This window comes from Ruegeria sp. BHSC037 (assembly GCF_059613045.1).
In genome coordinates this window covers 80994-105546 of sequence record NZ_JBXWRT010000011.1, presented here as the reverse complement: position 1 = coordinate 105546, position 24553 = coordinate 80994, and the positions used below count along the sequence as shown (strand labels likewise).

Annotated in this window: 21 protein-coding genes; 10 read left to right on the top strand and 11 right to left on the bottom strand. The window is 66.0% G+C overall.

The genetic code is table 11. The features are described from left to right. Positions 1-103: 103 nt before the first annotated feature. Entirely contained in the window at positions 104-2554 is a 2451-nt protein-coding gene (gene hrpB / locus AC2FMN_RS12330) for an ATP-dependent helicase HrpB (RefSeq protein WP_496688483.1), read from the top strand. 70 nt (positions 2555-2624) lie between these two features. After that, the gene (locus AC2FMN_RS12325) at positions 2625-3080 is read left to right on the top strand and encodes an NUDIX hydrolase (RefSeq protein WP_496688481.1); all 456 of its coding nucleotides are present in this window, start codon (positions 2625-2627) and stop codon (positions 3078-3080) included. Here the strand turns inward: AC2FMN_RS12325 and AC2FMN_RS12320 are convergent. The 3 genes from AC2FMN_RS12320 to AC2FMN_RS12310 all read right to left on the bottom strand — a co-directional run bounded on the left by AC2FMN_RS12320 (position 3077) and on the right by AC2FMN_RS12310 (position 6058). Continuing rightward, complete coding sequence (locus AC2FMN_RS12320) at positions 3077-4072, bottom strand: 2-dehydropantoate 2-reductase (protein ID WP_496688479.1); 996 nt, start codon at positions 4070-4072, stop codon at positions 3077-3079. The two genes, AC2FMN_RS12325 and AC2FMN_RS12320, sit on opposite strands and share 4 nt — an antisense overlap. A 78-nt stretch (positions 4073-4150) precedes the next feature. Beyond that, on the bottom strand, positions 4151-5113 hold the full coding sequence (locus AC2FMN_RS12315) for a pirin family protein (RefSeq protein ID WP_496688477.1): 963 nt from the start codon (positions 5111-5113) through the stop codon (positions 4151-4153). 102 nt (positions 5114-5215) lie between these two features. Next, entirely contained in the window at positions 5216-6058 is an 843-nt protein-coding gene (locus AC2FMN_RS12310; protein ID WP_496688475.1) for a phytanoyl-CoA dioxygenase family protein, read from the bottom strand. 206 nt (positions 6059-6264) lie between these two features. On the opposite strand from AC2FMN_RS12310, the gene AC2FMN_RS12305 reads away from it, so the two are divergent. Together AC2FMN_RS12305 and AC2FMN_RS12300 are read left to right on the top strand one after the other, a co-directional pair. Continuing rightward, on the top strand, positions 6265-6753 hold the full coding sequence (locus AC2FMN_RS12305; RefSeq protein WP_496688474.1) for a twin-arginine translocation pathway signal: 489 nt from the start codon (positions 6265-6267) through the stop codon (positions 6751-6753). 5 nt (positions 6754-6758) lie between these two features. Further along, positions 6759-7364, top strand: coding sequence for a ferric reductase-like transmembrane domain-containing protein (locus AC2FMN_RS12300; RefSeq protein WP_496684123.1), 606 nt, complete (start codon positions 6759-6761; stop codon positions 7362-7364). Positions 7365-7378: 14 nt separating this feature from the next. Here AC2FMN_RS12300 and AC2FMN_RS12295 read toward each other — a convergent pair whose 3' ends face one another. The 3 genes from AC2FMN_RS12295 to AC2FMN_RS12285 form a co-directional block, all read right to left on the bottom strand. Next, a complete protein-coding gene (locus AC2FMN_RS12295) occupies positions 7379-7723 on the bottom strand; it encodes a 5-carboxymethyl-2-hydroxymuconate Delta-isomerase (RefSeq protein ID WP_496684125.1) in 345 nt (114 codons plus the stop codon). A gap of 56 nt (positions 7724-7779) precedes the next feature. Continuing rightward, positions 7780-8706 carry an ornithine carbamoyltransferase gene (argF, locus tag AC2FMN_RS12290; protein ID WP_149775691.1) on the bottom strand — a complete coding sequence of 309 codons (927 nt, stop codon included), beginning with the start codon at positions 8704-8706 and terminating at the stop codon, positions 7780-7782. A gap of 68 nt (positions 8707-8774) precedes the next feature. Then, positions 8775-9962 (bottom strand): aspartate aminotransferase family protein, encoded by a 1188-nt coding sequence (locus tag AC2FMN_RS12285; RefSeq protein ID WP_496688472.1) that lies wholly within the window; start codon positions 9960-9962, stop codon positions 8775-8777. A 295-nt stretch (positions 9963-10257) separates the two neighbouring features. Here AC2FMN_RS12285 and AC2FMN_RS12280 point away from each other — a divergent pair, with 295 nt between their 5' ends. Further along, a complete protein-coding gene (locus tag AC2FMN_RS12280; RefSeq protein WP_496688470.1) occupies positions 10258-11148 on the top strand; it encodes a DMT family transporter in 891 nt (296 codons plus the stop codon). On the opposite strand, the gene AC2FMN_RS12275 is transcribed toward AC2FMN_RS12280, so the two are convergent. After that, entirely contained in the window at positions 11138-11941 is an 804-nt protein-coding gene (locus tag AC2FMN_RS12275) for an ABC transporter permease (RefSeq protein ID WP_496688468.1), read from the bottom strand. The two genes, AC2FMN_RS12280 and AC2FMN_RS12275, sit on opposite strands and share 11 nt — an antisense overlap. Positions 11942-12067: 126 nt before the next feature. On the opposite strand from AC2FMN_RS12275, the gene AC2FMN_RS12270 reads away from it, so the two are divergent. Continuing rightward, complete coding sequence (locus AC2FMN_RS12270) at positions 12068-12646, top strand: GcrA family cell cycle regulator (RefSeq protein ID WP_496688466.1); 579 nt, start codon at positions 12068-12070, stop codon at positions 12644-12646. A 6-nt stretch (positions 12647-12652) separates the two neighbouring features. Next, complete coding sequence (locus AC2FMN_RS12265; RefSeq protein WP_496688464.1) at positions 12653-13297, top strand: NUDIX hydrolase; 645 nt, start codon at positions 12653-12655, stop codon at positions 13295-13297. Between the two features lie 3 nt (positions 13298-13300). Here the strand turns inward: AC2FMN_RS12265 and AC2FMN_RS12260 are convergent, their stop codons facing one another. Beyond that, entirely contained in the window at positions 13301-14380 is a 1080-nt protein-coding gene (locus AC2FMN_RS12260; RefSeq protein WP_496688462.1) for a T6SS phospholipase effector Tle1-like catalytic domain-containing protein, read from the bottom strand. Continuing rightward, complete coding sequence (locus AC2FMN_RS12255; protein ID WP_496688460.1) at positions 14358-16649, bottom strand: xanthine dehydrogenase family protein molybdopterin-binding subunit; 2292 nt, start codon at positions 16647-16649, stop codon at positions 14358-14360. Before AC2FMN_RS12255 ends, AC2FMN_RS12260 begins: the two co-directional genes overlap by 23 nt. A gap of 145 nt (positions 16650-16794) precedes the next feature. Between AC2FMN_RS12255 and AC2FMN_RS12250 the strand changes: the two genes are divergently transcribed. Further along, positions 16795-19956: a valine--tRNA ligase gene (locus tag AC2FMN_RS12250; RefSeq protein WP_496688458.1), complete on the top strand. Its 3162-nt coding sequence runs from the start codon at positions 16795-16797 to the stop codon at positions 19954-19956. A 127-nt stretch (positions 19957-20083) separates the two neighbouring features. After that, on the top strand, positions 20084-21250 hold the full coding sequence (locus AC2FMN_RS12245; RefSeq protein ID WP_496688456.1) for a benzoate/H(+) symporter BenE family transporter: 1167 nt from the start codon (positions 20084-20086) through the stop codon (positions 21248-21250). Between the two features lie 27 nt (positions 21251-21277). On the opposite strand, the gene AC2FMN_RS12240 is transcribed toward AC2FMN_RS12245, so the two are convergent. Beyond that, positions 21278-22060 (bottom strand): crotonase/enoyl-CoA hydratase family protein, encoded by a 783-nt coding sequence (locus AC2FMN_RS12240; protein ID WP_496688455.1) that lies wholly within the window; start codon positions 22058-22060, stop codon positions 21278-21280. 144 nt (positions 22061-22204) lie between these two features. Between AC2FMN_RS12240 and AC2FMN_RS12235 the strand changes: the two genes are divergently transcribed. After that, complete coding sequence (locus AC2FMN_RS12235) at positions 22205-23314, top strand: pyridoxal phosphate-dependent aminotransferase (RefSeq protein ID WP_496688454.1); 1110 nt, start codon at positions 22205-22207, stop codon at positions 23312-23314. Here the strand turns inward: AC2FMN_RS12235 and AC2FMN_RS12230 are convergent. Further along, on the bottom strand, positions 23311-24501 hold the full coding sequence (locus AC2FMN_RS12230) for a pyridoxal-phosphate-dependent aminotransferase family protein (protein WP_496688452.1): 1191 nt from the start codon (positions 24499-24501) through the stop codon (positions 23311-23313). The genes AC2FMN_RS12235 and AC2FMN_RS12230 overlap by 4 nt on opposite strands. Positions 24502-24553 lie beyond the last annotated feature (52 nt).

Sequence of the window (24553 nt, the reverse complement as noted above, 5' to 3'; positions counted from 1 at the left end):
TGCCCTAGATGACGGGGATGGGCCGAGTTTGTCCAGTACCGCCGCGCGCGGGATTTGACGCAGGCGTTCTGGACCTTGGACGGGGCTTTGGCGATAAGGCGGTATGACCCGTCTACCGATCGACGATGCCCTGCCCGACCTGATCGTCGCGCTGCGCGCGCGCGGCCGCGCAGTGCTGCAGGCTCCGCCCGGGGCCGGCAAGACCACGCGCGTGCCGCTGGCGATGCGCGACGCCGGCCTGTGCGACGGGCGGATCGTGATGCTGGAACCGCGGCGGCTGGCCGCCCGCGCCGCCGCCGAACGCATGGCCGAGACACTGGGCGAACGCGCGGGCCAGACCGTCGGCTATCGCGTGCGGGGCGAGGCGAAAGTGTCGAAAGCCACCCGGATCGAGGTGGTGACCGAAGGCATCCTGACCCGGATGCTGCAATCCGAACCCGACCTGCCCGGTGTGGGTGCGGTGATCTTCGACGAATTCCACGAACGCTCTTTGAACGCCGATCTGGGGCTGGCCCTGTGCCTCGAGGTCGCCGGCGCGCTGCGCGACGACCTGATCCTGCTGGCGATGTCGGCCACGCTGGATGCCGATCCGGTGGCGCGGTTGATGGACGCGCCGCTGGTGACATCCGAGGGGCGCAGTTTTCCGGTTCAGACCCGCTGGCTGGACCGCCCGCTGGGCCCGCAGGCGCGGCGGCTGGACGCGTTGGTCGACCTGGTGGTTCAGGCCGAGCGCGAGACCCGCACCACCGGCGGCGGCATTCTGGTGTTCCTGCCGGGCGAGGGCGAGATCCGCCGGGCCGAGGCCGCGCTGGCCGGCCGGCTGCCCGGCGATTGCGCGATCCGGCCGCTGTTCGGCGCCCTGCCCTTTGCCGCCCAGCGCGCCGCCCTTGCGCCTGCCGAGACCGGGCGCAAGGTGGTGCTGGCCACCTCGATCGCCGAGACCTCGCTGACCATTCCGGACATCCGGGTGGTAGTGGACATGGGACAGGCCCGCCGCGCGCGGTTCGATCTGGGCTCGGGCATGTCGCGGCTGGTGACCGAGCGCGTCACACGCGCCGAGGCGACCCAACGCGCGGGCCGCGCGGGCCGCGTGGCCGAAGGGCTGTGCTTTCGCCTGTGGTCCAAGGGTGAGGAAGGCGCCCTGCCCGCCTTTCCACCCGCCGAGATCGAGGCCGCCGACCTGACCGGACTTGCGCTGGAACTGGCCCTGTGGGGGGCCGAGCCGCAGGATCTGGCCTTTCTGACACCACCGCCCGAGGGGGCGCTGGCCGAGGCGCGCGCGCTGCTGCGGATGCTGGGCGCGTTGGACGGCAAGGGCCGTATCACCGAACATGGCCGCGCACTGGCTGGCCTGCCCCTGCATCCGCGGTTGGGACACATGCTGGTCACGGCCGGCGCGCAGGCCGCCCCGCTGGCTGCCCTGATGGCCGAGCGCGACCCGTTGAAGGGCGCTCCAGTGGACCTGTCGCTGCGGCTCGAGGCGCTGCGCGATCCGCGCGCCTACCAGCGCAACCGGGTCTGGCCCGCCAATCCCGGCATTCTGGACCGGATCCGGTCCGAGGCGAAGCGGCTGCACGGCCAGATCAAGACTGAAGGCGACCCGCTGGGCCCGGCGGCGATGGCCGCGCTGGCCTATCCCGACCGGGTCGGTCAGCGGCGCAAGGGCGACGCGCCGCGCTATGTGCTGTCGGGCGGCAAGGGCGTGGTGATGGACCCCGGCGACCCGATGGCCGCAGCGCCATACCTTGTGGCGATCGACACTGACGGCAACCCGCGCGAGGCCCGGCTGCGCATGGCCGCGCAGATCACCGAAGCCGAGATCCGCGCGTTGTTCGCCGACCAGATCGAATGGGTCGAGACCTGCGCTTGGTCGAAACGGGACCGCCGAGTGGTGGCCCGGCGGCAGGAACGGTTCGGTGCGCTGGTGCTCGATGACCGCATCTGGAAGGACGTGTCCGACGAGTCCGTGGCCCGCGCGATGCTGGACGGCGTGCGCGATCTGGGCCTGAGGCTGGAGGGCAAGGCTGCGCGACTGGCCGCGCGGGTCGAGCTGGTGCGGGCGGCAGGCGTCGACCTGCCCGATTTCTCGGAAAGCGGGCTGATGACAACGCTCGAGGACTGGCTGCTGCCGATGCTGACCGGCGTGCGCAGCGCCGAGGATTGGAAGCGGTTCGACCTGCTGCCCGCCCTTCAGGCGCGGCTGAGTTGGGACCAGATGCTGGAACTGGACCGCCGCGCGCCCCCGGCCTTTGTCACGCCACTGGGGCGCAAGGTCCCGATCGACTATGGCAAAGCGGTGCCCGAAATCGCCGTTCGCCTGCAGGAGATGTTCGGGGTCACCCAGCACCCGATGGTGGGGGGCGAGCCGCTGAAGGTCACCCTTCTGTCCCCCGCGCAACGCCCGATCCAGATCACCCGCGACCTGCCGGGGTTCTGGGCCGGGTCCTATGCAGATGTACGCAAGGACATGCGCGCGCAATACCCCAAGCACCCCTGGCCCGAGGACCCGACCCAAGCCGACCCGACCCTGCGGGCCAAACGCAGGGGTGCTTGAATACCATCTGTCAGGTTGATATCTCTCGCCGTCCTGAAGGCAGAACAACAAAAAACGGCAGGCACCCGCAATGACATGGCTGCAAAAATTCTGGGAGGGGGTCCTGAAACCCCTGTTTCAGCGTCCGCGCCTCGTGCAGTTCGCGGCGCTGTGTACCCGTGGCGATGGCCCCGATACGCAGGTGCTAATGGTCACCAGTCGCGACACCGGGCGGTGGATCATCCCCAAGGGCTGGCCGATTGACGGACTGAACGGGGCCGAGGCCGCAGCGCAGGAGGCCTGGGAAGAGGCCGGCGTGCGCAACGCCGAGGTCGATCCGGAGCCGGTCGGCAGCTATTGCTACGGCAAGGTCCGCAAAAGCGGCGCGATCGATCCGGTTTGCACCACGGTCTATCGGCTGCGGGTCACCGACCTGGCCGATGAATTTCCCGAAATGCACGAACGCACCCGCGAATGGGTCTCGCCGCAAGAGGCGTCCGAACGCGTCCACGAACCGGAGCTGAAAAAGCTGCTGTTGCGGATCTAACCAACGGCAGAGCGCAGCCCGGCACGAATCTGGTCGGGGGTCAGCGGACCCGTCTCGCCCTGCGTGATCAGCTCTGCCACCCGGTCGCAGATCGGGGTCGGCGCGCCGGTTTCGCAGCCCAAGCGGATGATCTCGCCCTGCAGGCTGTCGATTTCGGTCGGGCAACCGGCATCCAGATCATAGGCCATCGAGGTGCGCGCGGCGGGGTCGATCGTCAGCATCCGCGCCGCGATGCGCGAAAACAGCGGCGTGGGCAGGCGCAGGATATGCGGCGTCATCCAGCCCGGCAGCGGCGTGGTAGAGGCCACGGGGCGCCCGGAGGCGGCCAGAACCGCCAGCGCCTCGGCCATCTGGTCAGCCATCAAGCGGCGCCAGTCGCGGTTCAACAGCTGCTCGCGCAGGGTCAGACCCGACAGCGCGTTCAGCGCATTGTTGAGGTTGATGACCAGCTTGCCCCATTGCACCGCCTCGATCCCGTCGGTTTCGGTGACGGGCAGATCGGGCGTGGACAGGCGGCGGGCCAGCGCGCCGGGACCGGACTCGATCACGATGTCGCCGGATGTCGCGCGATGCCAGGTGGCCGGACCGGCAGGCACCACGTTGAACGGCACCATCCCGGCGCGCACGTCCCGTCCGGGCAGCGCGGTGCGCAGGGTGCGGGCGTTTTCCATCCCGTTCTGCCACGAAATGACCGGGGCCGCGGCCGGGGTGTACGCGGCGATCAGGCCGGCCATTTCGACGGTGGCGCCGGTTTTCACTGTGACCAGAACCAGATCGGCGTCGGACAGACAGGCAGGGTCTTCAGAAAGGGTCAGACGGTCGGCAGGGATCGTTTTACGCAGGCCCGAATAGTCGGTCGCGGTCAGCCCGTTCTGCCGGATCGAGTCCAGCACCCGCGCCCGGCCCAGCAGGGTTACGTGGTGGCCGGCATCGGCCAGCATCCCCCCGCAGTAGCATCCGATGCTGCCCGCGCCCGCGATCACCAGTCTCATGCCGTCCCCTTCCCGTTTGCCGCTAAGGATCGCCGGGATCCCTTGGGCAGGCAAGCCGGGCGGGCGCTGACGTGACGTTCAGCGCGCGCGCCGGGGCTTGGTGCGTTCCAGTTCCGGGGTAATCGGAATGAACTCGTCCTCGTCCCCCGGCGGCAGGTGGAAGGCGCCGTTGGCCCAATCGGCGGATTTCCATTCGCGGATCGCCGTTTCGATCTTGTCCTTCGAGGAAGAAACGAAGTTCCACCAGATATACCGATCCTCATTCATCGTGGCTCCGCCCAGCACCATCAGCCGCGCCCCCGCCGGCCCGGCAGTCACCGACAGGCGGTCACCCGGGCGGAAGACCATCATGCGGCCTTCCTCGAACCGGTCACCCGCGATCTCGACCGAGCCTTGGGTGACGTAGACGCCCCGATCCTCGTGATCGTCGGGCAACGGGAAGGCAGCGCCGGGGTCCAGTTGCACGTCCAGATAGAAGGTTTCCGACAGCATCGTGACCGGGCTGGTTTCCCCATAGGCCGAGCCGAGGATCAGCCGGGCGCTGACACCGGCATCCTGGATATGCGGCAACGCGGCCTGCTTGTGATGTTCGAAATCGGGGGCCATGTCTTCGTGCGCTTCGGGCAGCGCGATCCAGGTCTGGATGCCGAACAGGCTGTGCCGCTTGGCGCGGGTTTCGGCGCTGGTGCGTTCGGAATGGGTGACGCCGCGGCCCGCGACCATCCAGTTGACCTCGCCGGGATAGATCATCTGATGGGTTCCGAGGCTGTCGCGATGTTCAAATTCGCCCTCGTACAGATAAGTAACGGTGCCCAGCCCGATATGCGGATGCGGGCGTACGTCGATGCCGCCATCGGTGATGAACTCGGCCGGTCCCATCTGGTCGAAAAAGATGAAGGGCCCCACCAACTGGCGCTTGACCGAGGGCAGCGCGCGGCGCACTTCGAACCCGCCCAGATCGCGGGCGCGCGGGATGATCAGGGTTTCCAGCGCCGAACCTTCGCTGACGCATTCGGGGCTGTGGGTGGGGTTCCAGCTCATGTCGGCCTCCAATCCAGTGCGGCGGGATGTTCACTCTTGCCAATCTAGCGCAAAATACCGGCGGACAAAGTGCATCTGCGCACAGATAGGCTGCAGCCCGGATCAGCCCTGTACGCGGGGCCAGAGCTGCGGGAAGAACGGGCCGGCGATCCGGTCGCCCTCGGCATAGCCGGCGGCCTCAAACTGCGCCCGCTCCTCCTTGGCCCAATCGCCGCGATACCGGATCACCCCGTCCGGCCCGGTCATGCGCAGGGTGAAGCGGCGCACGGTTTCCGTGGGCGTGACCGAGGACAGCCCCCCGTGCAGCGTGCGCATGTCGAAATAGATGCAGTCGCCCAGATCCATGTCCCATTGCAGCAGGTCATAAGCGCCGGGATCGGCATTCACGTCTGGTGGCGGGTGATAGGTGCGGCCTGCAACCTGCGTGGGTTCGTAACTGGGGTGCCCGTCGGTAAAGCGTACGCGCATGAACAGCTTGTCCCACAGGTGCGAGCCGCGCACGAAAGCGATCCCGTTGTTCTTGCTGACCGGTTCAAGCGGCAACCACAGCACGCACATCGAGCCTTCAAAATCGAAATAGGACAGGTCCTGATGGAATGGCGGGCGCGAGGTCGATCCGGCCTCGCGCAGGAACCAGTTGTCCATCACCAGATTGATCGGCGCGGCGCCCAGCAATTCGGAAGCTATCGGCGCGCAGGGCGAGTTGCGGACGAATTCCTCGAACTGGGGGATCTTGCTCCAGGCCCAGTAATCCTCGAGATAGGCGGGCGCGTCCGGGTCCTTGGTGTGGCGCGTGAAGTTCTCGGTCGGGGTTTGCAGATCGGCGTCGATGCCCGCGCGCAGCAACTCCAGCCAGTCCGCGCCGAATTTCTGGCGCAGCACCACCGCACCATCGCGGCGGAAGGCGGCGATTTCATCCTTTGTCAGCAGGTTGGCATCTGTCATCGGCTTCCCCCCTTGGTGGCGCAAAGAAAAGGATCGCACCCGAATGGCGCAGGCGTCAAAGATTATTGCCGCCTTGGTCCATTCCATGCGCTTTCGTCCGCCGGTTGGCCGGTTTTTGCCCGGAACGCTCGGAATGAGCCGCGATCGTGCTATTCTTCTACTGTGGCGGTTGGAACAGCTGCCGGGTCAGCACAGGAGAGGTTTAGATGCCCGGAGATTCACTGAACCGAAGAACCATGTTGGTGGCCGGCACCGCTCTGGTCGCCACGGCCGGCAGCGGCCTCATCATGCCTGCGCGGGCAAATGGGCTGGCGCCGACCCCGTCGATGCGGGGTGGATCGAACAATTATCGCCCGGGCGCGCCGATCGTCGACCGGATCGGCGGCGGCGGTTTCTGGATGACCGGCACAGTAAGGCGGGCCGGCGACGGCGCGCCCTTGCCCGGTCAGCGCATCCAGATCTGGGCGCATACCACAGAAGGCCACGAACGCGACCCTCAGAGCCACGGTGCCACCCTGACCGATGCGAACGGAGAATTCCGGCTGGAGATGCCGCAGATCGTGCCCGCCTTTGGTCAGCCGCACGGACATCTGGCCTATGACAGCGGCGAATTCGAGACCGTGTTCCTGCGCCCGATCATGTCCAGTGCGCGCGACAAGACCCTCGCCGCGCATTTCGTTCTGCAACCGGTCTGAACCCGGTGCCGCGCCCGGGCGTCCTCGCGGTCTGGCTGGCGCTGATCGCCGCCGTTGCGGTGCCTGTGGTGGTGGCGGGGTTCAGCCCGTATCTGGCATGGCGCAGCCCGATCTACATCGCAGCAGGCTTTGCCGGGATTATCGGGTTGGGATTGCTTCTGGTACAGCCGCTGCTGGCCGCGCGCGTATTGCCGGGGCTGACGGCGATGAGCAGCCGAATGGTGCACCGCTGGGTCGGGATAACCCTGATCGCCATGATTGTCCTGCACGTCGGCGGGCTGTGGGTCACCAGCCCCCCGGATGTGGTGGATGCCCTGCTTTTCCGGTCGCCTACCCCTTTCTCGGCTTGGGGCGTGGTGGCCATGTTGGCAGCGTTCGCCGCCGTGGCGCTAGCCGCGCTGCGCAGCCGACTGGGATGGCGGTTCCGCCTTTGGCGGTTGGCCCATGCCAGTCTTGCGCTGGTGACCATTCTAGGCACCGTCGTACATGCCCTGCTGATCGAGGGCGCAATGGAAACCGTCACCAAGGCCGCATTGTGTGGGCTTGTATTGTTCGCCTGCGTCGGGGCCTTGATCAGATTGCAGGTCTGGGACGTGAAACCGCGAGTTTAGACGGCAGGCGCAGCTCAGGTCGCCAGGCGCTTTGCATAGGTGGCGCGGTTCATCTCTACATCCCGCACCGTGATGCTGCCGACCGCCGGTGCACCGGCGGCCAGAACATCCAGAATGATTGTGTTCAGTTCGGTTCGCGTCGGCTCGTCCCGGCCCTGCATCAGGAATAGAGTGGCATGAATGAACGTCTGCGGCTCGGTCCCGATGTGGGAATACGGGATCGGCATCGCGCGAATTTTGAGCGTTGGTGCGTCAAATTCCTCATGCGTGGCGAGGACCTTATAGAGATCTTCGCATATGGCTTGAAAATCATGCGATTGCTCAAGCCCGGCTGAAAATTCAAGGACGACGTGCGGCATGGGAGCCTCCAGAATTGAAAGAGAACCAGCGGCTCCCATAGAATTTCTAAGGGGCTTCAGACACCCAAACACCAGCGCATCACCGCCTTCTGCGCGTGCAGTCGGTTTTCGGCCTCGTCAAAGATCACCGAGTTCGGCCCGTCCATCACCTCGGAGGTCGCTTCCTCCTCGCGGTGGGCGGGCAGGCAGTGCATGAACAGCGCATCGGGTTTGGCGTGGGACATGAGTTCCGCGTTGACCTGATAGGGCCGCAGCAGGTTGTGGCGGCGCTCCTTGGCCGACTGCGAGTCGTGCATCGAAACCCAGGTGTCGGCCACGACAAGATCGGCGCCTTCGACGGCCTTGTATGGGTCGCGCTCGATCACGATTTTCGAGCCCTTCTGGCGGGCGAAACCCATGAACTCTTCCTCGGGGTCGAACTGGGCCGGGCCGGTAAAGGTCAGGTCAAAACCGAACTGGCCCGCCGCGTGCAGGAACGAGGCACAGACATTGTTGCCGTCACCCGTCCAGACCACCTTTTTCCCGGCGATGGGGCCGCGGTGTTCCTCGTAGGTCAGCACGTCGGCCATGATCTGGCAAGGATGGGTGCGGTCGGTCAGGCCATTGATCACCGGCACGTCCGAGTATTCGGCCATCTCGGTCAGGATGGTTTCGTCGAAGGTGCGGATCATGATCATGTCGACATAGCGCGACAGCACGCGGGCGGTGTCGGCGATAGTCTCGCCATGGCCCAGCTGCATGTCCTTGCCCGACAGCACCATGGTTTGCCCGCCCATCTGGCGCACGCCCACATCGAACGAAACGCGGGTCCGGGTCGAGGGTTTTTCGAAAATCAGCGCCACCATGCGGCCGGCCAGCGGCTGTTCGTCGTCGGGTGCGGCCTTGGGACGGCCCAACCGGGCCTGCTTCATCGCGCCGGCTTGGTCGATCATCGACCGCAGCGCGGCGGCGTCGGTTTTGTGGATATCAAGGAAATGGTTCATGTCGGTTCGCTTTTTCACTGTCGGTTGCCGGGGCGCGTCGCCCCCGGCGCATTTGGGAATAGGGGGCGTCAGGCCGAGGCGAGTTGGCTTTGAACCTGCCGGGCGGCTTTCTCGAGGCGGATCTGGGCCTGGGCAATGTCATCCTCGGTCAGGGTCAGCGGCGGCAGCAGGCGGATCACGTTGTCGGCCGCGGGCACAGTGATGACTTCGTTGTCATAACCGGCCGTGACCACGTCGGCGTTGGGCGCCTTGCATTTCAGGCCCAGCATCAGGCCGGATCCGCGGACCTCTTCGAACACGTCGGGGTGATCGGCGACAAGGCCCTCGAGCTTTTGGCGCAGCAGACCCGCCTTGCGGTTGACGCCGTCCAGGAAGGCCGGGGTCGCCACATGGTCCAGAACCGCGCAGCCCACCGCGCAGCCCAGCGGGTTGCCGCCATAGGTCGACCCATGGGTGCCCGCGGTCATGCCGCTGGCGGCCGCTTCGGTGGCCAGCACCGCACCCAGTGGAAAGCCCCCGCCGATGCCCTTGGCCACCATCATGATGTCGGGCGTAATGCCCGCCCATTCATGGGCAAAGAGTTTCCCGGTGCGGCCGACGCCGCACTGCACCTCGTCAAGGATCAGCAGCAGCCCGTTGTCGTCGCAGATCTGGCGCAGGGCCTTGAGCTCGACATCGGGGACGGGGCGGATACCGCCCTCGCCCTGGATCGGCTCGATCATGATCGCGGCGGTTTTGTCGTTGATCGCGTTGGTCACGCCCTCCAGATCGCCGAAGGCGACATGTACGAACCCGGGCAGCAGCGGGCCGAACCCCTTGGTCATCTTCTCGGACCCGGCCGCGGCGATGCCCGCCGAGGACCGGCCGTGGAAAGACCCCTCGAACGTGATGATCTCGACCTTTTCCGGCTGACCCTTGTCGTGGAAATGCTTGCGGGCCATCTTGACCGCCAGTTCGCAGGACTCGGTGCCCGAATTGGTGAAGAACACAGTGTCGGCGAAGGTCAGATCCACCAGCTTGTCGGCCAGCGCCTGCTGTTGCGGAATCTGGTACAGGTTCGACACGTGCCACAGCGCATGCGCCTGCTCGGTCAAGGCATTGACCAGGGCCGGGTGGGCATGGCCCAGCGCGTTCACCGCGATCCCCGCGCCCAGGTCAAGGAAACGTCGGCCGTCCGCCTCGGTCAGCCAAGCGCCTTCGCCCTTAACGAAGGTCAGCGGAGCACGATTGTAGGTCGGCAGAACGGACGGGATCATCGGATCATCCTTTTTGGAAAACTTGAACCCAGTGACTGAAACACTGAGACCGGGTTCGTCAACAGATTTGGTGAGAGATGCGCGGATTTGGGTCGCGCGCGCAGGATCAAACGGGCCGGTTACGCGGTGATGCGTCGGCGTCGGAGCGGCAGGATATGCACGGTTTTGATCATGGGTGCTCGTATAGCGGGACCGTCACGATGTGAAAAGCCGAAATCGCGATGACAGTTGAATTTGTTGGAACCGTGGGCGTTTGGGGCTTGTCATTCGGGCCGCTCTGCCGCACCGCTGGGCCATGTTCACGCCCAAGGCTCACAACCCGGCATTGGCCGCCGGTCTGATCTTTTGCGCCAGCGCCTTCATCGCGGGCACCACGTTGCTGGCCAAGGCGCTGGGCACCGATGCGCTGGGCCCGCCGCTGCATCCGCTGCAGATCAGCCACGGGCGGTTCCTGTTCGCTTTCGTCGCGATCGCGGCCACCGTCGCGGTGCTGCGCCCCCGGCTGCGGCGACCGCATTGGGGGCTGCATCTGGGTCGCACCAGTTTCGGCTGGGCGGGGATTTCGCTGATGTTCGCCTCGGTCGCTTACATCCCGATTGCCGATGCCACCGCGATATCTTTCCTGAACCCGGTATTCGCGATGGTGCTGGCCATCCCGCTGTTGAAAGAGGGCGTCGGCCCCTGGCGCTGGCTGGCCGCAGCGGTGGCGTTGGCGGGCGCGTTGATCTTGCTGCGCCCGACGCCCGCAAGCTTTCAGCCCGCCGCCCTGCTGGCGCTGGGTGCGGCGGCTGTGATCGGGATGGAGCTGATCTTCATCAAGAAACTGTCGGGCCGCGAGGCGCCGATCCAGATCCTGCTGGTCAATAACGCGATGGGTGTGACCATCGCCACGGTCGCGGTGCTGGCGGTCTGGGCACCGCCTGCGTCCGCGCAATGGGCAGCGCTGGTCGGGATCGGGGTGCTGATGGCCTGTGCGCAGGCCTGTTTCGTCAACGGCATGGCGCGGGCCGATGCCTCGTTCGTGGCGCCGATCAGCTATGCCACGCTAATCTTTGCGGGCCTGTACGATTTTGCGGTGTTCGACGTGATCCCGGATGCGGTCAGCGTGACCGGGTCGGGCATCATCCTGACCGGAGCGCTGATCCTGGTGTGGCGCGAAGGTCGGGCGCGGCGGGTCAGGCCTTGAGCCGGTAGCCCGTGCGCAGCATCTGCCAAGTCACCGCACAGACGGCCAACGTGGCCCCGCCGCAGACGGCCAGCCCCAGCAGCGGCGAACTGTCCGACACGCCGATCATCCCGAACCGCAGCCCGTCGATCAGGTAGAACACCGGGTTGGCATGGCTGAGGCGGTTCAGCAGCGGCGGCAGCGCCTCGACCGAGTAGAAGGTGCCCGACAGGAAGGCCAGCGGGGTGACGATGAAGTTGGTGATGGCCGCCATCTGGTCAAACTTGTTGGCGAAGATGCCCGCAAACAGGCCCAGACCGCCCATGAACGCACCGCCCAGCACCACGAAGGCCAGCGCGATCAGCGGATGCGCCGGCACCAGCCCCAACACCAGCGCCAGGGCCGCTGCCACGACCAGCGCGATCAGCACGCCCCGCGCAATGCCGCCCGCCAGATAGCCCAGCAGGATTTCGAGCGGTGACAGCGGCGGCATCAGCGTGTCCACGATGTTACCCTGCACTTTGGAGATCACCATCGAGGACGAAGTGTTGGCAAAGGCGTTCTGAATCACCGTCATCATCATGATCCCGGGCGCCAGAAAGGTCAGAAAGGGCACGCCCATCACATCCGGCCGCCCCGGGCCGACAGCGATGTTGAAGATCAGCAGGAACAGGCCAGCAGTGACCAGAGGCGCCAGCAGGGTCTGCGTCCAGACCGCCAGAAAGCGCAGGGTTTCGCGCTGGGCCAGTGTCCACAACCCAATCCAGTTGACCGCTCCGAAACGGCGCATGTCCTGATCCGCGAGATTCTGCATTCCTGCCCCCAATCTGATTCGATGACCGCTTGTAACTCGGCCCGCAGTGATTAGAATAGGGCGCTGAGACGAATTCCGAAGGCGGCCCGTGACCGAGGCCGCTTTCCCGCTTTTGAAAGGCTACCCATGTCCTGGACAGACGAGCGCGTAGAACTGCTCAAGAAAATGTGGGGCGAAGGCCAGTCGGCCAGCCAGATCGCCAAGGAACTGGGCGGGGTCACCCGCAATGCGGTGATCGGCAAGGTCCATCGCCTGGGCCTGTCGAACCGGACCACCGGCGCCGCACCCGCCAAGGCCGAGCCCAAGGAAAAACCGGCCCCCGCGCCCAAGGCCGAAGCCAAGCCCAAACCCGCCCCCAAGACCGAGCCGGCCCGCCCCGCGGCAGCCGCACCGGCCGCCGAGGCGAAACCGGCCACGCCGCCGCGCCGCCAGATCATTCCGGCCGGCCAGCCGCTGCCGCCGCAGCCCTCGGCCAATGAAATCAGCCCCGAGGCGCTTGCCAAGGTCAACGAGGTTGAGAAGAAGGCCAAGAAGCTGTCTCTGATGGAACTGACCGAGAAGACCTGCAAATGGCCCGTGGGCGATCCGGCCACGGATGATTTCTGGTTCTGCGGTCTGCCGGCCGAGCCGGGCAAACCCTATTGCGAGGCGCATGTGGGTGTCGCCTTCCAACCCATGAGTGCGCGCCGCGACCGGCGTCGGTAATACCCGGTGCGCCGGGATCCGACCGCGACGGAGGATACCTGGCTGGCGCAGGCCAAACGATTGTTAGCGCTGGCCGAGACAGGCCAGCACTTTACCACCGACCCTTTCGACCGCGAGCGTTATGACGAGATCGCCGGCATCGCCCGCGCCATGCTGGCCGATCTGGGCCGGGTGCCCGTGTCGCGGATCGAGGGGCTGATACCGCCCCATGCAGGCGGATACGCCACCCCCAGCATCGACATCCGCGGCGCCGTGATCCAGAACGGCCACATCCTGCTGGTGCGCGAGCGCAGCGACGGGTTGTGGGCCATGCCGGGCGGGTTTGCAGATATCGGTAGCTCTCCGGCAGAGAACATCGAACGCGAGGTCTTTGAGGAAGCCGGGCTGCAGGTCAGGGCGCACAGCCTGTACGCCCTGCGCCACAAGGCCCGGCACCCCTACCCGGCGGATGCCCGCGATTTCTACAAGCTGTTCTTCCTGTGCGACCCAGAGTCCGGCACCGCGCCGCAGCCAGGCGCCGAAACCAGCGATGCGGGCTACTTCGCGCCCGATGCGCTGCCCGCCCTTTCGCAGGTGCGCAACCTCGAGGCGGATATCCACGCCGCCTTTGACGCGCATCGCCGTGCGCCCAGTCCGGCGAGTTTCGACTGAAACCTATTGCGCGGGGTGCGAATGCGGCCCGGCCGGCAGATGCACCCATTTCGGCAGCTCGTTGGGTGATACCGAGACGTGCAGTCGTTCCGACGGGTCCTGCCCGACCAACCGGTGGCGGCGCAGCAGAAAGATCTTGCCCCACCCGCGCCAGGTGCCGACCGATGGCGCGTGCGGATCGGTGGGAAACCGGCTGCGCCAGCCCTCGGGCAGCGGCAGACCGTGCAATTCGGCCTTGTCCAGCATCCACACCAGCGAAATGTTGGCCAGCGGCCGCGCCGGCTCGAACCCGCTGAGCTGCCCGCCCACGTCGCCATGGGTGCCACGGAACCAGACCTGTTCGACACGGCCCTTGAAGTCGGCGGTGTCCTGCCACAGAACCGGAGTGAACACTTCGCGCGTCTCATCCATCGCAAGCGCGTGATAGCCGTTTCGCGTCGCCTGCCCCAGATGGTGATGATGGAAGGCGTGGCGCTCTTCGGCCAGGCGCCACAGCAGCGGCAGCCGCAGGCCCAGTGCCTTGACCGAGTCCCAGACGCCGATCATCTCGATCTCGACACCATCATGACAATAAAGCCGCCGGAAATCCTGCGCGGCCTTGCCGCGCGGATTGTTCTCATAGTGGCGGTAGGACTGCTTGATGTTGCGCTCGGTCGCGTGTTCGGGGCGCAGCAGCCCGATCATGTCGATCACGCCCGCCAGGCTGCGCACCCCATAGGCACCACGCGAATACCCGATCAAGTAAATCCGGTCGCCCGGCTCATAGCGCGACGCCAGATAGCCATAGGCCCGGCGAATCTGCCGATTGATCCCGCGTCCCATCATAACGTCCAGAGTGGATTTCCAGCTGTCCCACTGGACACCGCCTTCGTAGAACACCGAGACGTTGCCACCCATCTCGCGGCACATCCGATAGGTCAGGCCGGCATGCGTTTCTCGGCCGGGTTCCAGCGTGGACATGGTGCCGTCAAGGATGATGACATGGCTGATCGGCTCGCGATGACGCGTTTCACCGGAATGTTCCGACCGCAGCGGGCGGCCAAGCCATCCGAGGAGTTTTCTACCGATCCACGTCAACTGCATCCGACAGCATTTCCCAAACCCTGCGCGGTGTAAAAGGCATGTCCGCCTGTCGCACCCCGTGATCCCACAGCGCGTCCTGAACTGCGTTTGCCACGGCCGCCAATGCGCCGACCGTGCCTGCCTCGCCACAGCCTTTCATTCCCATCGGGTTGGCCGTTGACGGAACCGGCGCCGAGGTAAACCTGATCATCGGCAGGTCGTCGGCGCGGGGCAAGGCGTAGTCCATGAAGGTAGCCGTCAGCAGTTGCCCTTCGGCATCATGCACAACGTGTTCGCACAGCGCCTGACCGATGCCCTGCGCCACCCCGCCATGCACCTGGCCTTCGGCCAGCATCGGGTTGATGAGATTGCCGAAATCATCGACCACCGTATAGCGGTCGACCGATGTTGTGCCAGTTTCCGGGTCGATCACGATCTCGGCGACATGGGCGCCGTTGGGATAGCTGCGCGCCTCTAGCCGCGTGCGGGCCTCGTGCTGCAGCAGGTCGGCGCGGCCATCCGCGCGGGCCATTTCAGCCGCTTCGATCAGCGTGGGCGTCAGGTTCGACCCCGGCGCGCGAAAGGTTTCATGGTCGAAGGTCACATCGCTTTCCTCGACCCCCATTTTATCCGCCAGATAGGGCGTGAATGCGGCAATCATCTGGTCAATCGTGACCAGCGTCGCCGCGCTTTGGACCGTGACCGAGCGCGACCCGCCGGTGCCGCCGCCCTGCGCCATGCGGTCGCTGTCGCCCTGCACGACCCGGATCCGGTCGGCCGGGATCCCCGTCTGATCCGACAGGAACTGGGCATAGACCGTCTCGTGCCCCTGCCCGTTCGATTGCGTCCCGACATAAAGATTCACGGTGCCGTCCTGACAGAATTCGACTTTTGCGCCTTCGGAAGGGTCGCCCAGAATGCTTTCAATATAGTAACAAATCCCCTGCCCTCGGATCAGACCGCGTTCGGCGTCGGCGGCCTTGCGCGCGGCGAAACCGGCGGTCTGTTCGGCGGCGCGGGACAGGACCATGTCGAAATCGCCCACGTCATAGGTTTCACCTGTGGCCGAGACATAGGGAAAGGCGTCGGGCCGGATGAAGTTGCGGCGGCGCAGCTCCCACGGATCGACGCCCAGTTCTCGCGCGGCGCGGTCCATCGCGCGTTCCAGCACATAGATCGCCTCGGGGCGGCCGGCACCGCGATAAGCGTCGACCTGGGTGGTGTTGGTATAGAACCCCTCGACCCGCAAATAGGTTTTCTGCACGTCATAGACGCCAGGCAGTACGCATTTGAACAGGTTGGTCTGGATCGCCTGGCCGAAATGGCTGTTGTAGGCGCCCAGGTTGCACCGGCTGTGCACCCGGTAGGCGGTGATGCGAAGATCCTCGTCAAAGGCCAGTTCGGCCAGCGAGGTCAGGTCGCGCCCGTGGTGGTCGGACAGCATCGCCTCGGTCCGGTCCGACATCCAGTGCACGGGCTGGCCCAGTTGCATCGCCGCTACCGCGACCGAGAAATACTCGGGATACGGCATCGCCTTCATGCCGAACCCGCCGCCCACGTCTGGCGTTGTGACATGGACCGCCTGCGGGTCCAGCCGCAGCTTGTCGGCCAACTGCGCCTTCATCCCCCAGACACCCTGCCCACCATAGCTGAAATGCAGCCGCCCGTCGGACCAGACCGCGTTGCAGCCGCGCGGCTCGATCGAGTTCACGATCACCCGGTTGTCGGCCACCTGCAGCGACACGACATGGGCGGCGGCGTCAAAGGCGGCCTGGGTCGCGGCCTCGTCGCCCACGGCCCAGTCAAAGGCGCGGTTGTCGGGCGCCTCGGGGTGCAGCGGCTCACCGCCCGGCGCAAGGTCCAGCTTGGCGGGGCGGTCGGCGGTGTCCATCCAGGTCAGTTCGGCGGCGTCGCGGGCCTGCGCCAGCGTTTCGGCGACGACCATCGCCACCGGCTCGCCGACAAACCGCACCCGGTCGCGGGCCAGCATGTGGCGCGGGGGATTGGCGGCGCGGGTGCCATCGCGGTTGACAAGGATCGTGGCGCTCAGCACCGGGTCGATTCCGGCGGCGATCAGGTCGTCGATGGTCAGCACCAGCCGCACGCCGGGCGCGGCGCGGGCGGCGTCAAGGTCAAGCCCGGTGATGTCGCCATGCGCCACCGGGCTGCGAAAGAACACTGCGTGCAGTGCGCCAGGTGGTACCGTATCGTCCATGTAGCGCCCCTGCCCGGTCAGGAACCGCTGATCCTCGGTCCTGGAGACCGGCTGGCTTTTGCCGAACTTTTCCATGACGCGCCCCTTTCGCTGCCTCAGACCGCGAGCCTAGCCGTGATGCGGCGGATGTCCAGTGCGCGGGGTGCTTGGCCCTTTCCCTTCCCGCCGCCATTCGCTATTGCAGGCGCTGACCCATGATCGATGACGCAGGACGCACCCGATGGCGATGGACAAGACATTCAACGCGGCCGAGGCCGAGGCCCGGATCTACAAGGCCTGGGAAGAGGCCGGAGCCTTCAAGGCAGGCGCGAACAAGTCGCGCGACGAGAGCTTTTGCATCATGATCCCGCCGCCGAACGTGACCGGCGCGCTGCATGTGGGCCATGCGTTCAACAACACCCTGCAGGACATCCTGACCCGCTGGCACCGGATGCGCGGGTTCGACACGTTGTGGCAACCCGGCCAGGACCACGCCGGCATCGCCACCCAGATGCAGGTCGAGAAGATGCTCGCCGCCACGCAACAACCCAGTCGGAACGAACTGGGCCGTGAGAAGTTCCTTGAGAAGGTCTGGGAGTGGAAGGGCGAATACGGCGGCACCATCATCGAGCAGCTGAAACGCCTCGGCTCTTCGTGCGACTGGACGCGCAACGCCTTCACCATGGCCGGCGCGGCCGGCGACCCGCGCACGGGCCACGAAAACAGCCCCAACTTTCATGACGCGGTCATCAAGGTCTTTGTCGACATGTACGACAAGGGCCTGATCTACCGCGGCAAGCGGCTGGTCAACTGGGACCCGCATTTCGAGACCGCGATCTCGGACCTCGAGGTCGAGAATATCGAGGTCGCCGGCCACATGTGGCACTTCAAGTACCCGCTGGCCGGGGGCGAGACCTACACCTACGTCGAAAAGGACGAGGACGGGAACGTCATCCTCGAGGAAGAGCGCGACTATATCTCGATCGCCACGACCCGCCCCGAGACCATGCTGGGCGACGGCGCGGTTGCGGTGCACCCGTCGGACGAACGCTATGCGCCGATCGTCGGCAAGCTGTGCGAAATCCCGGTGGGCCCGAAAGAGCATCGCCGCCAGATCCCGATCATCACCGACGAATACCCCGACCCGAATTTCGGCTCGGGCGCGGTGAAGATCACCGGCGCGCATGATTTCAACGACTATCAGGTGGCCAAGCGCGGCAAGATCCCGATGTACCGCCTGATGGACACGCGCGGCCACATGCGGGCCGACGGCGCGCCCTATGCGGACGAAGCCGCCAAGGCCCAGGAATATGCCCGTGGGCGCGAATTCACCGAGAACGAGATCGACGCGATCAACCTGGTGCCCGACCATCTGCGCGGCCTGGACCGGTTCGAGGCGCGCGCCAAGGTGGTCGAAGAAATCACCGCCGAAGGCCTGGCCGTGATGACCCGTGCGGACGATCCGCGCCTGGGATCGACCGCGCTGAAACCCGATGCCGAGGGCGCCGACGCGCTGGTGCCGCTGGTCGAAAGCAAACCGATCATGCAGCCCTTCGGCGACCGCTCGAAGGTGGTGATCGAGCCGATGCTGACTGACCAGTGGTTCGTCGAGACGTCAAAGATCGTGGGCCCCGCGCTGGACGCGGTGCGCGACGGCCGGGTCAAGATCATCCCGGAATCGGGCGAAAAGACCTATTACCACTGGCTGGAGAACATCGAGCCCTGGTGCATCAGCCGCCAGCTGTGGTGGGGGCATCAGATTCCGGTCTGGTACGGGCTGGACCTGTCGGCCGAGGATTTCAAGGATGACGAAAACGACGGCGAGCTGGACCTGGTCGAACTGGGCCGGCTGCTGAACGAAGGCGGCATGCTGCACCGGGGCGCGGTCATGGAGTGCGCCGCCAGCTTCGAGGACGTCACCGGAAAGTTCCTGGATGACAATGCCGACATTCCCAGCCCGCTCAGCCACGCCACGGTGATCGAGGTGGCCGACAAGCACGAGGCGATCCACCGGTTCGCCGAAAGCTTGGCGCAATACGCGATCGACCGCGATCCGACCAAGCTGGTCTATCCGGTCTGGCGCGACCCGGATGTGCTGGACACCTGGTTCTCGTCCGGCCTGTGGCCCATCGGCACACTGGGCTGGCCCGAACAGACCGAGGAGTTGGAGCGCTACTTCCCCACCGATGTCCTGATCACCGGGTTCGACATCCTGTTCTTCTGGGTCGCCCGGATGATGATGATGCAACTGGCCGTGGTGAACGAAATCCCGTTCCACACCGTCTATTTGCACCAGCTCGTCCGCGACGAGAAGGGCAAGAAGATGTCCAAGACCACCGGCAACGTCATCGACCCGCTGGAAATCGTGGACGAGTTCGGCGCCGACGCGCTGCGCTTTACCAACGCGTCGATGGCAGCCATCGGCGGCGTGCTGAAACTGTCGCGCGAGCGCATCACCGGCTATCGCAACTTCGGCACCAAGCTGTGGAACGCCGTCCGGTTTGCCGAGATGAACGAGGTCTTCACCGACGCCGTGCCGCAACTTGACGTGGCCGACCTGCAGCCCAAGGCGGCCGTGAACCGCTGGATCATCGGCGAAACCGCCCGCGTGCGGGAAGAGGTCGACGCGGCGCTGGAGAGCTATCGCTTCAACGATGCCGCCAACGGGCTTTATGCCTTCGTGTGGGGCAAGGTCTGTGACTGGTACGTGGAACTGTCCAAACCGCTGCTGCAGGGCGACGATGCCGAGGCCCAGGCCGAGACCCGCGCCACCATGCGCTGGGTTCTGGATCAGTGCCTGATCCTGTTGCACCCGATCATGCCCTTCATCACCGAAGAGCTGTGGGGCCTGACCGGCACCCGCGCCAAGATGCTGGTGCATGCCGACTGGCCAACCTATGCCGCCGCGGATCTGGTCGATGCCGACGCGGATCGCGAGATGAACTGGGTGATCTCGGTGATCGAGAACACCCGCTCGGCCCGCGCCCAGATGCGCGTTCCGGCGGGCCTGTACGTGCCGATGCTAGTAACCGAGATCGACGCCCACGGCCAAGCCGCCTGGGACCGGAACGAGGCGCTGATCATGCGGCTGGCCCGGATCGACAGCCTGACCAAGGCCGATACGCTGCCCAAGGGCACGATCTCGATCGCGGCGCCCGGCGCGTCCTTTGGCCTGCCGCTGGCCGACATCATCGACATCGGCGCCGAAAAGGAACGGCTGGAAAAAGCCAAGGGCAAACTGGCCAAGGAACTGGGCGGTCTGCGCGGGCGTCTCAACAACCCCAAATTCGTGGCCTCGGCCCCGGAAGAGGTGGTGGAAGAGGCCAAGGCCAACCTAGCCGCCCGCGAAGAGGAAGAGGCCCGCATCAACGAAGCGCTGGCCCGACTGGCCGAGATCGCCTGATCCGTCAGCCCCCGCACTCGCTCGAAGAAACCCCGCCGCGTACGCCCGGCGGGGTTTTTTCCACCCACCCCTGTTCACCGGGCCAAACGGTTGCTAGCAATCTCGGGACCAATCCACCGAGGGCCCCATGTCCAGACCCTTTCCGCCGATGCAGACCGTTTCAACCGGGCTGGTCGTGGCCATAGTCGGCTTTTTCAGTTCGTTTCCGATTGTCCTGCAGGGGCTGGACGCCATGGGTGCCTCGGGGCCGCAGGCGGCATCGGGGCTGATGATGGCCGCCCTTGCCATGGGGCTGGCTGCCATCCTGCTCAGCTTGTGGTACCGCCAACCGATCAGCGTGGCCTGGTCCACGCCCGGTGCGGCGCTGCTGGCGGTTTCGGCCGCGCCGGCTGCGGGATTCTCGGGTGCCACCGGCGCGTTCCTGTTTGCAGGTGCGCTGACCGTGTTGGCCGGGCTGTGGCGCCCTGTGGGGCGGTTGGCCGCGGCCATTCCCACCTCCTTGGCGCAGGCGATGCTGGGCGGGGTGCTGCTGCCGCTGTGCATCGTCCCGTTCAAGGCCGCGGTCGAGATCCCCTGGCAGGCCCTGCCGGTGATCCTGACCTGGTTCATCGCTGGACGCGTGCACAGACTGCTGGCGGTCCCCGCCGCCGTTCTGGCCGCCGCGCTGGTCGTCGTTCTGTTTTCTGACGGCCCATCGGTCCGCCCCGACCACCTGCTGGCCGCGCCGGTCTGGACCACGCCCACTTTCTCGGTCCCGTCGATGATTGGCATCGGGGTGCCGCTATTCGTGGTCACGATGGCCACTCAGAACATCCCCGGCATCGCGGTCATGCGCAGCTTTGGCTATGCCCCGGTCGCAGGACGGCTGTTCTCGGCCGTGGGCGGGGCCAGCATCCTGTCGGCCTTCTTCGGCGCGCCTGCAACCTGCCTCGCGGCCATCACCGCCGCCATGTGTTCGAACGAGGACAGCCACCCCGACCGGAATCAGCGCTATTGGTCTGCGGTCATGGCTGGGGTGTTCTATTGCCTGTTCGGGGTATTCGCTGTGGCCATCACCGGGTTTGCCGCCCATGCCGATCCGATGCTGATGGGCACGCTGACCGGCGTTGCGCTGATTGGCGTCATGGCCAATGCCACCTTCGCCGCGCTCGAGGTTCCGGCCGAGCGCGAAGCCGCGATCCTGACCTTTGCCATCACCGCCTCGGGCATCACCGTGTTCGGCCTGGGCGCGGCGGTCTGGGGTCTGCTGGCAGGCGGCATCGCCTATGGGGTGACGACGCGCCTGCGGGGCTGAGGGCTAACTGGCTGCGGCCCGCGAGCTCTATTTGAACTCGGGCTTGCGGCCCTGCATCTGGGCCATCACCACTTCCATCTGGTCGGGTTTGCCGATCAACTCGACCTGTTCGGCGGATTCGGCCAGCAGAACCTCGGCGCGCGACTTGCATTCGGCCACCTCGATCAGACGTTTCGCTGCGCGAATGGCCGAGGGGCTCTTGCCCGCAATATCCTCGGCCAGTGCGATGGCTTCGGTCAGCGGATCATCCGACAGGCTGGTGACCAACCCCCAATCGGCGGCTTGTGCAGCACCGATGGGCCGCGCGGTGTAGGTCAGCAGGCGCAGCACGTCCGACCGCACCAGTTTCGGCAACAGGACCATGCCGCCCATGTCGGGGATGATGCCCCATTTCATCTCCATCACGGCCAGCTTGGCGTCGGGATGGGCAATGCGGATATCGGCGCCCAGCGCGATCTGCAGGCCACCACCATAAGCCACGCCCTGAATGGCGCAGATCACCGGCACCGGCACGCGGCGCCAGACCAGCGCCAGTTCCTGCATCTCATTCGCGTCGTCATGGCTGCGGGTCATCAGCCACTCGGTCGGGTCCTTGTGCGCCATGGTCGCGAAACTGGCCATGTCGAGCCCCGCGCAGAAGCTTTTGCCCTCGCCCGACAGCACCACGGCACGGGCGTCCGAGGCGGCGACCTCTTGCCCCGCTGCCAGGATCGCCTTGATCATCGCATCATCCAGCGCGTTCATCTTGTCGCCGCGGGTCAGGGTGACGTGGGCGATGTGGTTCCTGTATTCGACTGATACGCGCGCCATCTGGGCCTCCGGGTTTGATGTTCCGGGCAAACCATGCCCCGAAACCCGCAGCCGACGCCAGCCCGACGTGAGGGCAGATCAGTGCGGACGCCCCGGCCCCATGCAAGGCTTGCCCCGGCCATGCCCTTGGGATTATCTGCGCCCATGACCGGACCCAGATACACCCCGCTTGCCCAATCCCTGCCTGCAACCGTGCCCTTCGTCGGCCCCGAGACGCAGGAGCGCCAGCGCGGTGCGCCCTTCGTCGCCCGGCTGGGCGCGAACGAGAGCGTGTTCGGCCCCTCGCCCCGCGCGATCGAGGCGATGCGTCAGGCCGCTGACGGCATCTGGATGTATGGCGACCCCGAGAACCACGATCTGCGCCATGCGCTGGCCGATCACCACGGGATCAACCCCGACAACATCGTGGTCGGCGAAGGCATCGACGGGCTGCTGGGCTATCTGGTGCGCCTGATGGTCGGTCCGGGCGATGCGGTCGTGACCTCGGACGGGGCCTATCCCACCTTCAACTACCACGTCGCGGGCTATGGCGGGGCGATCCACAAGGTGCCTTATGCCAACGATCACGAAGACCCGGCCGCCCTGTTCGCCAAGGCGGCCGAGGTCGGGGCCAAGCTGGTCTATCTGGCCAACCCGGACAACCCGATGGGCAGCTGGCACCGCGGCGCGGACATCGTCGCGGCGCTGGACGCCCTGCCGGACGGCTGTCTGCTGGTTTTGGACGAGGCTTACGTGGAATGCGCGCCTGACGGCACCGCCGCGCCGGTCGCGGCGGATGATCCGCGCGTGATCCGGATGCGCACGTTTTCCAAAGTTTACGGCATGGCCGGCGCGCGGGTCGGCTATGCGATCGGAGCGCCCGGGTTGATCTCGGCCTTCAACAAGGTGCGCAACCATTTCGGCATGAACCGCATGGCGCAGGCCGGGGCGCTGGCCGCCCTGCACGATCAAGACTGGCTGAAGCAGGTACAGGCGCGGATAGTCTCGGCCCGCGACCGGATCGGCGCTATTGCGCGTGACAACGGGCTGAGCCCGCTGCCCTCGGCCACCAATTTCGTGGCAATCGACTGTGGGCACGACGGAGCATTTGCCAAGGCGGTGCTGGAGGCGCTGGTGGCGCAAGGGATCTTTGTGCGGATGCCATTTGCAGCCCCGCAGAACCGCTGCATCCGCGTCAGTTGCGGCACCGAGGCCGATCTGGACGCCTTTGCCGCCGCCCTGCCGCAGGCGCTGGCGGCAGCGCGCAACGCCTAGCCCGCCAGAACCGCCGCCGCAGCCTCGAGCGCGCCGGACCCGCGCGGGATCTCCAACGCGGCCATGGCGGTTTCGATGCCGCCCAGCAGGCCCATGACCATGTGACCGTTCAGATGGCCCATGTGGCCCAGCCGGAAACACGCGTCCTCGTCCGCCATGCCCAGCCCGATACCCAAGGTCAGGCCCAAATGCCGCTCGGTATAGCTGCGTAGAGGCGTGCCGCGACCCTCGGTCAGGCGCAGGGCGGTGACGGCATGGCTGCGATGCGTGCGATCACCAACGTTCAGGTGTAGCGCCCCGCCCTCGGCCCACCTCTCGCAGGCGGCCCAGACGGCCTGTGCCAGCCGCGCATGGCGGGCCCAGACCTGCTCAATCCCTTCGGCATGGATCAGATCCAGGGCGGCGCGCAGACCATACAGGTGGTGGGTCGGCGCGGTGCCGCCGAAATACTGATAGAACCAGTCGGGCTCTGATCGTGGCTGCCAGTCCCAATAGCCCGAAACCCGCGGCATCGCGGCCCGTTTGGCCTTGGCCCGGTCGTTGAAGAAAACGAAGGACATGCCCGCCGGGGTCATCAGCCCCTTCTGGCAGGCGGTGACCATGACATCGACGCCCCAGTCATCCATCTCGAAACGGTCGCAGCCCAGCGAGGCGATGCAATCCGCCATCAGCAATGCCGGGTGGTTCAGATCGTCCAGCAGCGCCCGCAGCGCCGGAATGTCGTTGCGGATCGAGCTGGACGTGTCCACATGAACCGCTAGAACCGCCTTTATCCGGTGGTTGGCATCAGCCCGCAAGGTCTGTGCAATCCGGTCCATGTCCCACGGGTTGGAGGGGCCGAAATCGATCAGGTCGACCTTGACGCCCAGACGCTCGGCCATTTCCGCCCAGCCATGGGTGAACCGCCCCGAAGCCGGAGCCAGCACGGTTTCCCCTGGCGCCAGAACGTTGGACAGTGCCGCCTCCCACGCGCCGTGGCCGTTGGCGATGTAGATCGCCACCTCGTGCCGGGTACGGGCCACGCGGCGCAGGTCGGCCGTCAGGTCGGGCATCATCTCGACCAACTCGCCGGCGTAGATATTGGGCGACGGGCGGTGCATGGCCTGCAGCACCGCGTCCGGAATCACGGAAGGGCCCGGAATGGCCAGATAACTTCGCCCTTGGGCTAGGGACATATTGTCTGTCATGTGGATCAACCTGCCTGTTGTGGCGCCCACCCTAGCGCCGGGTCAGGCGAGG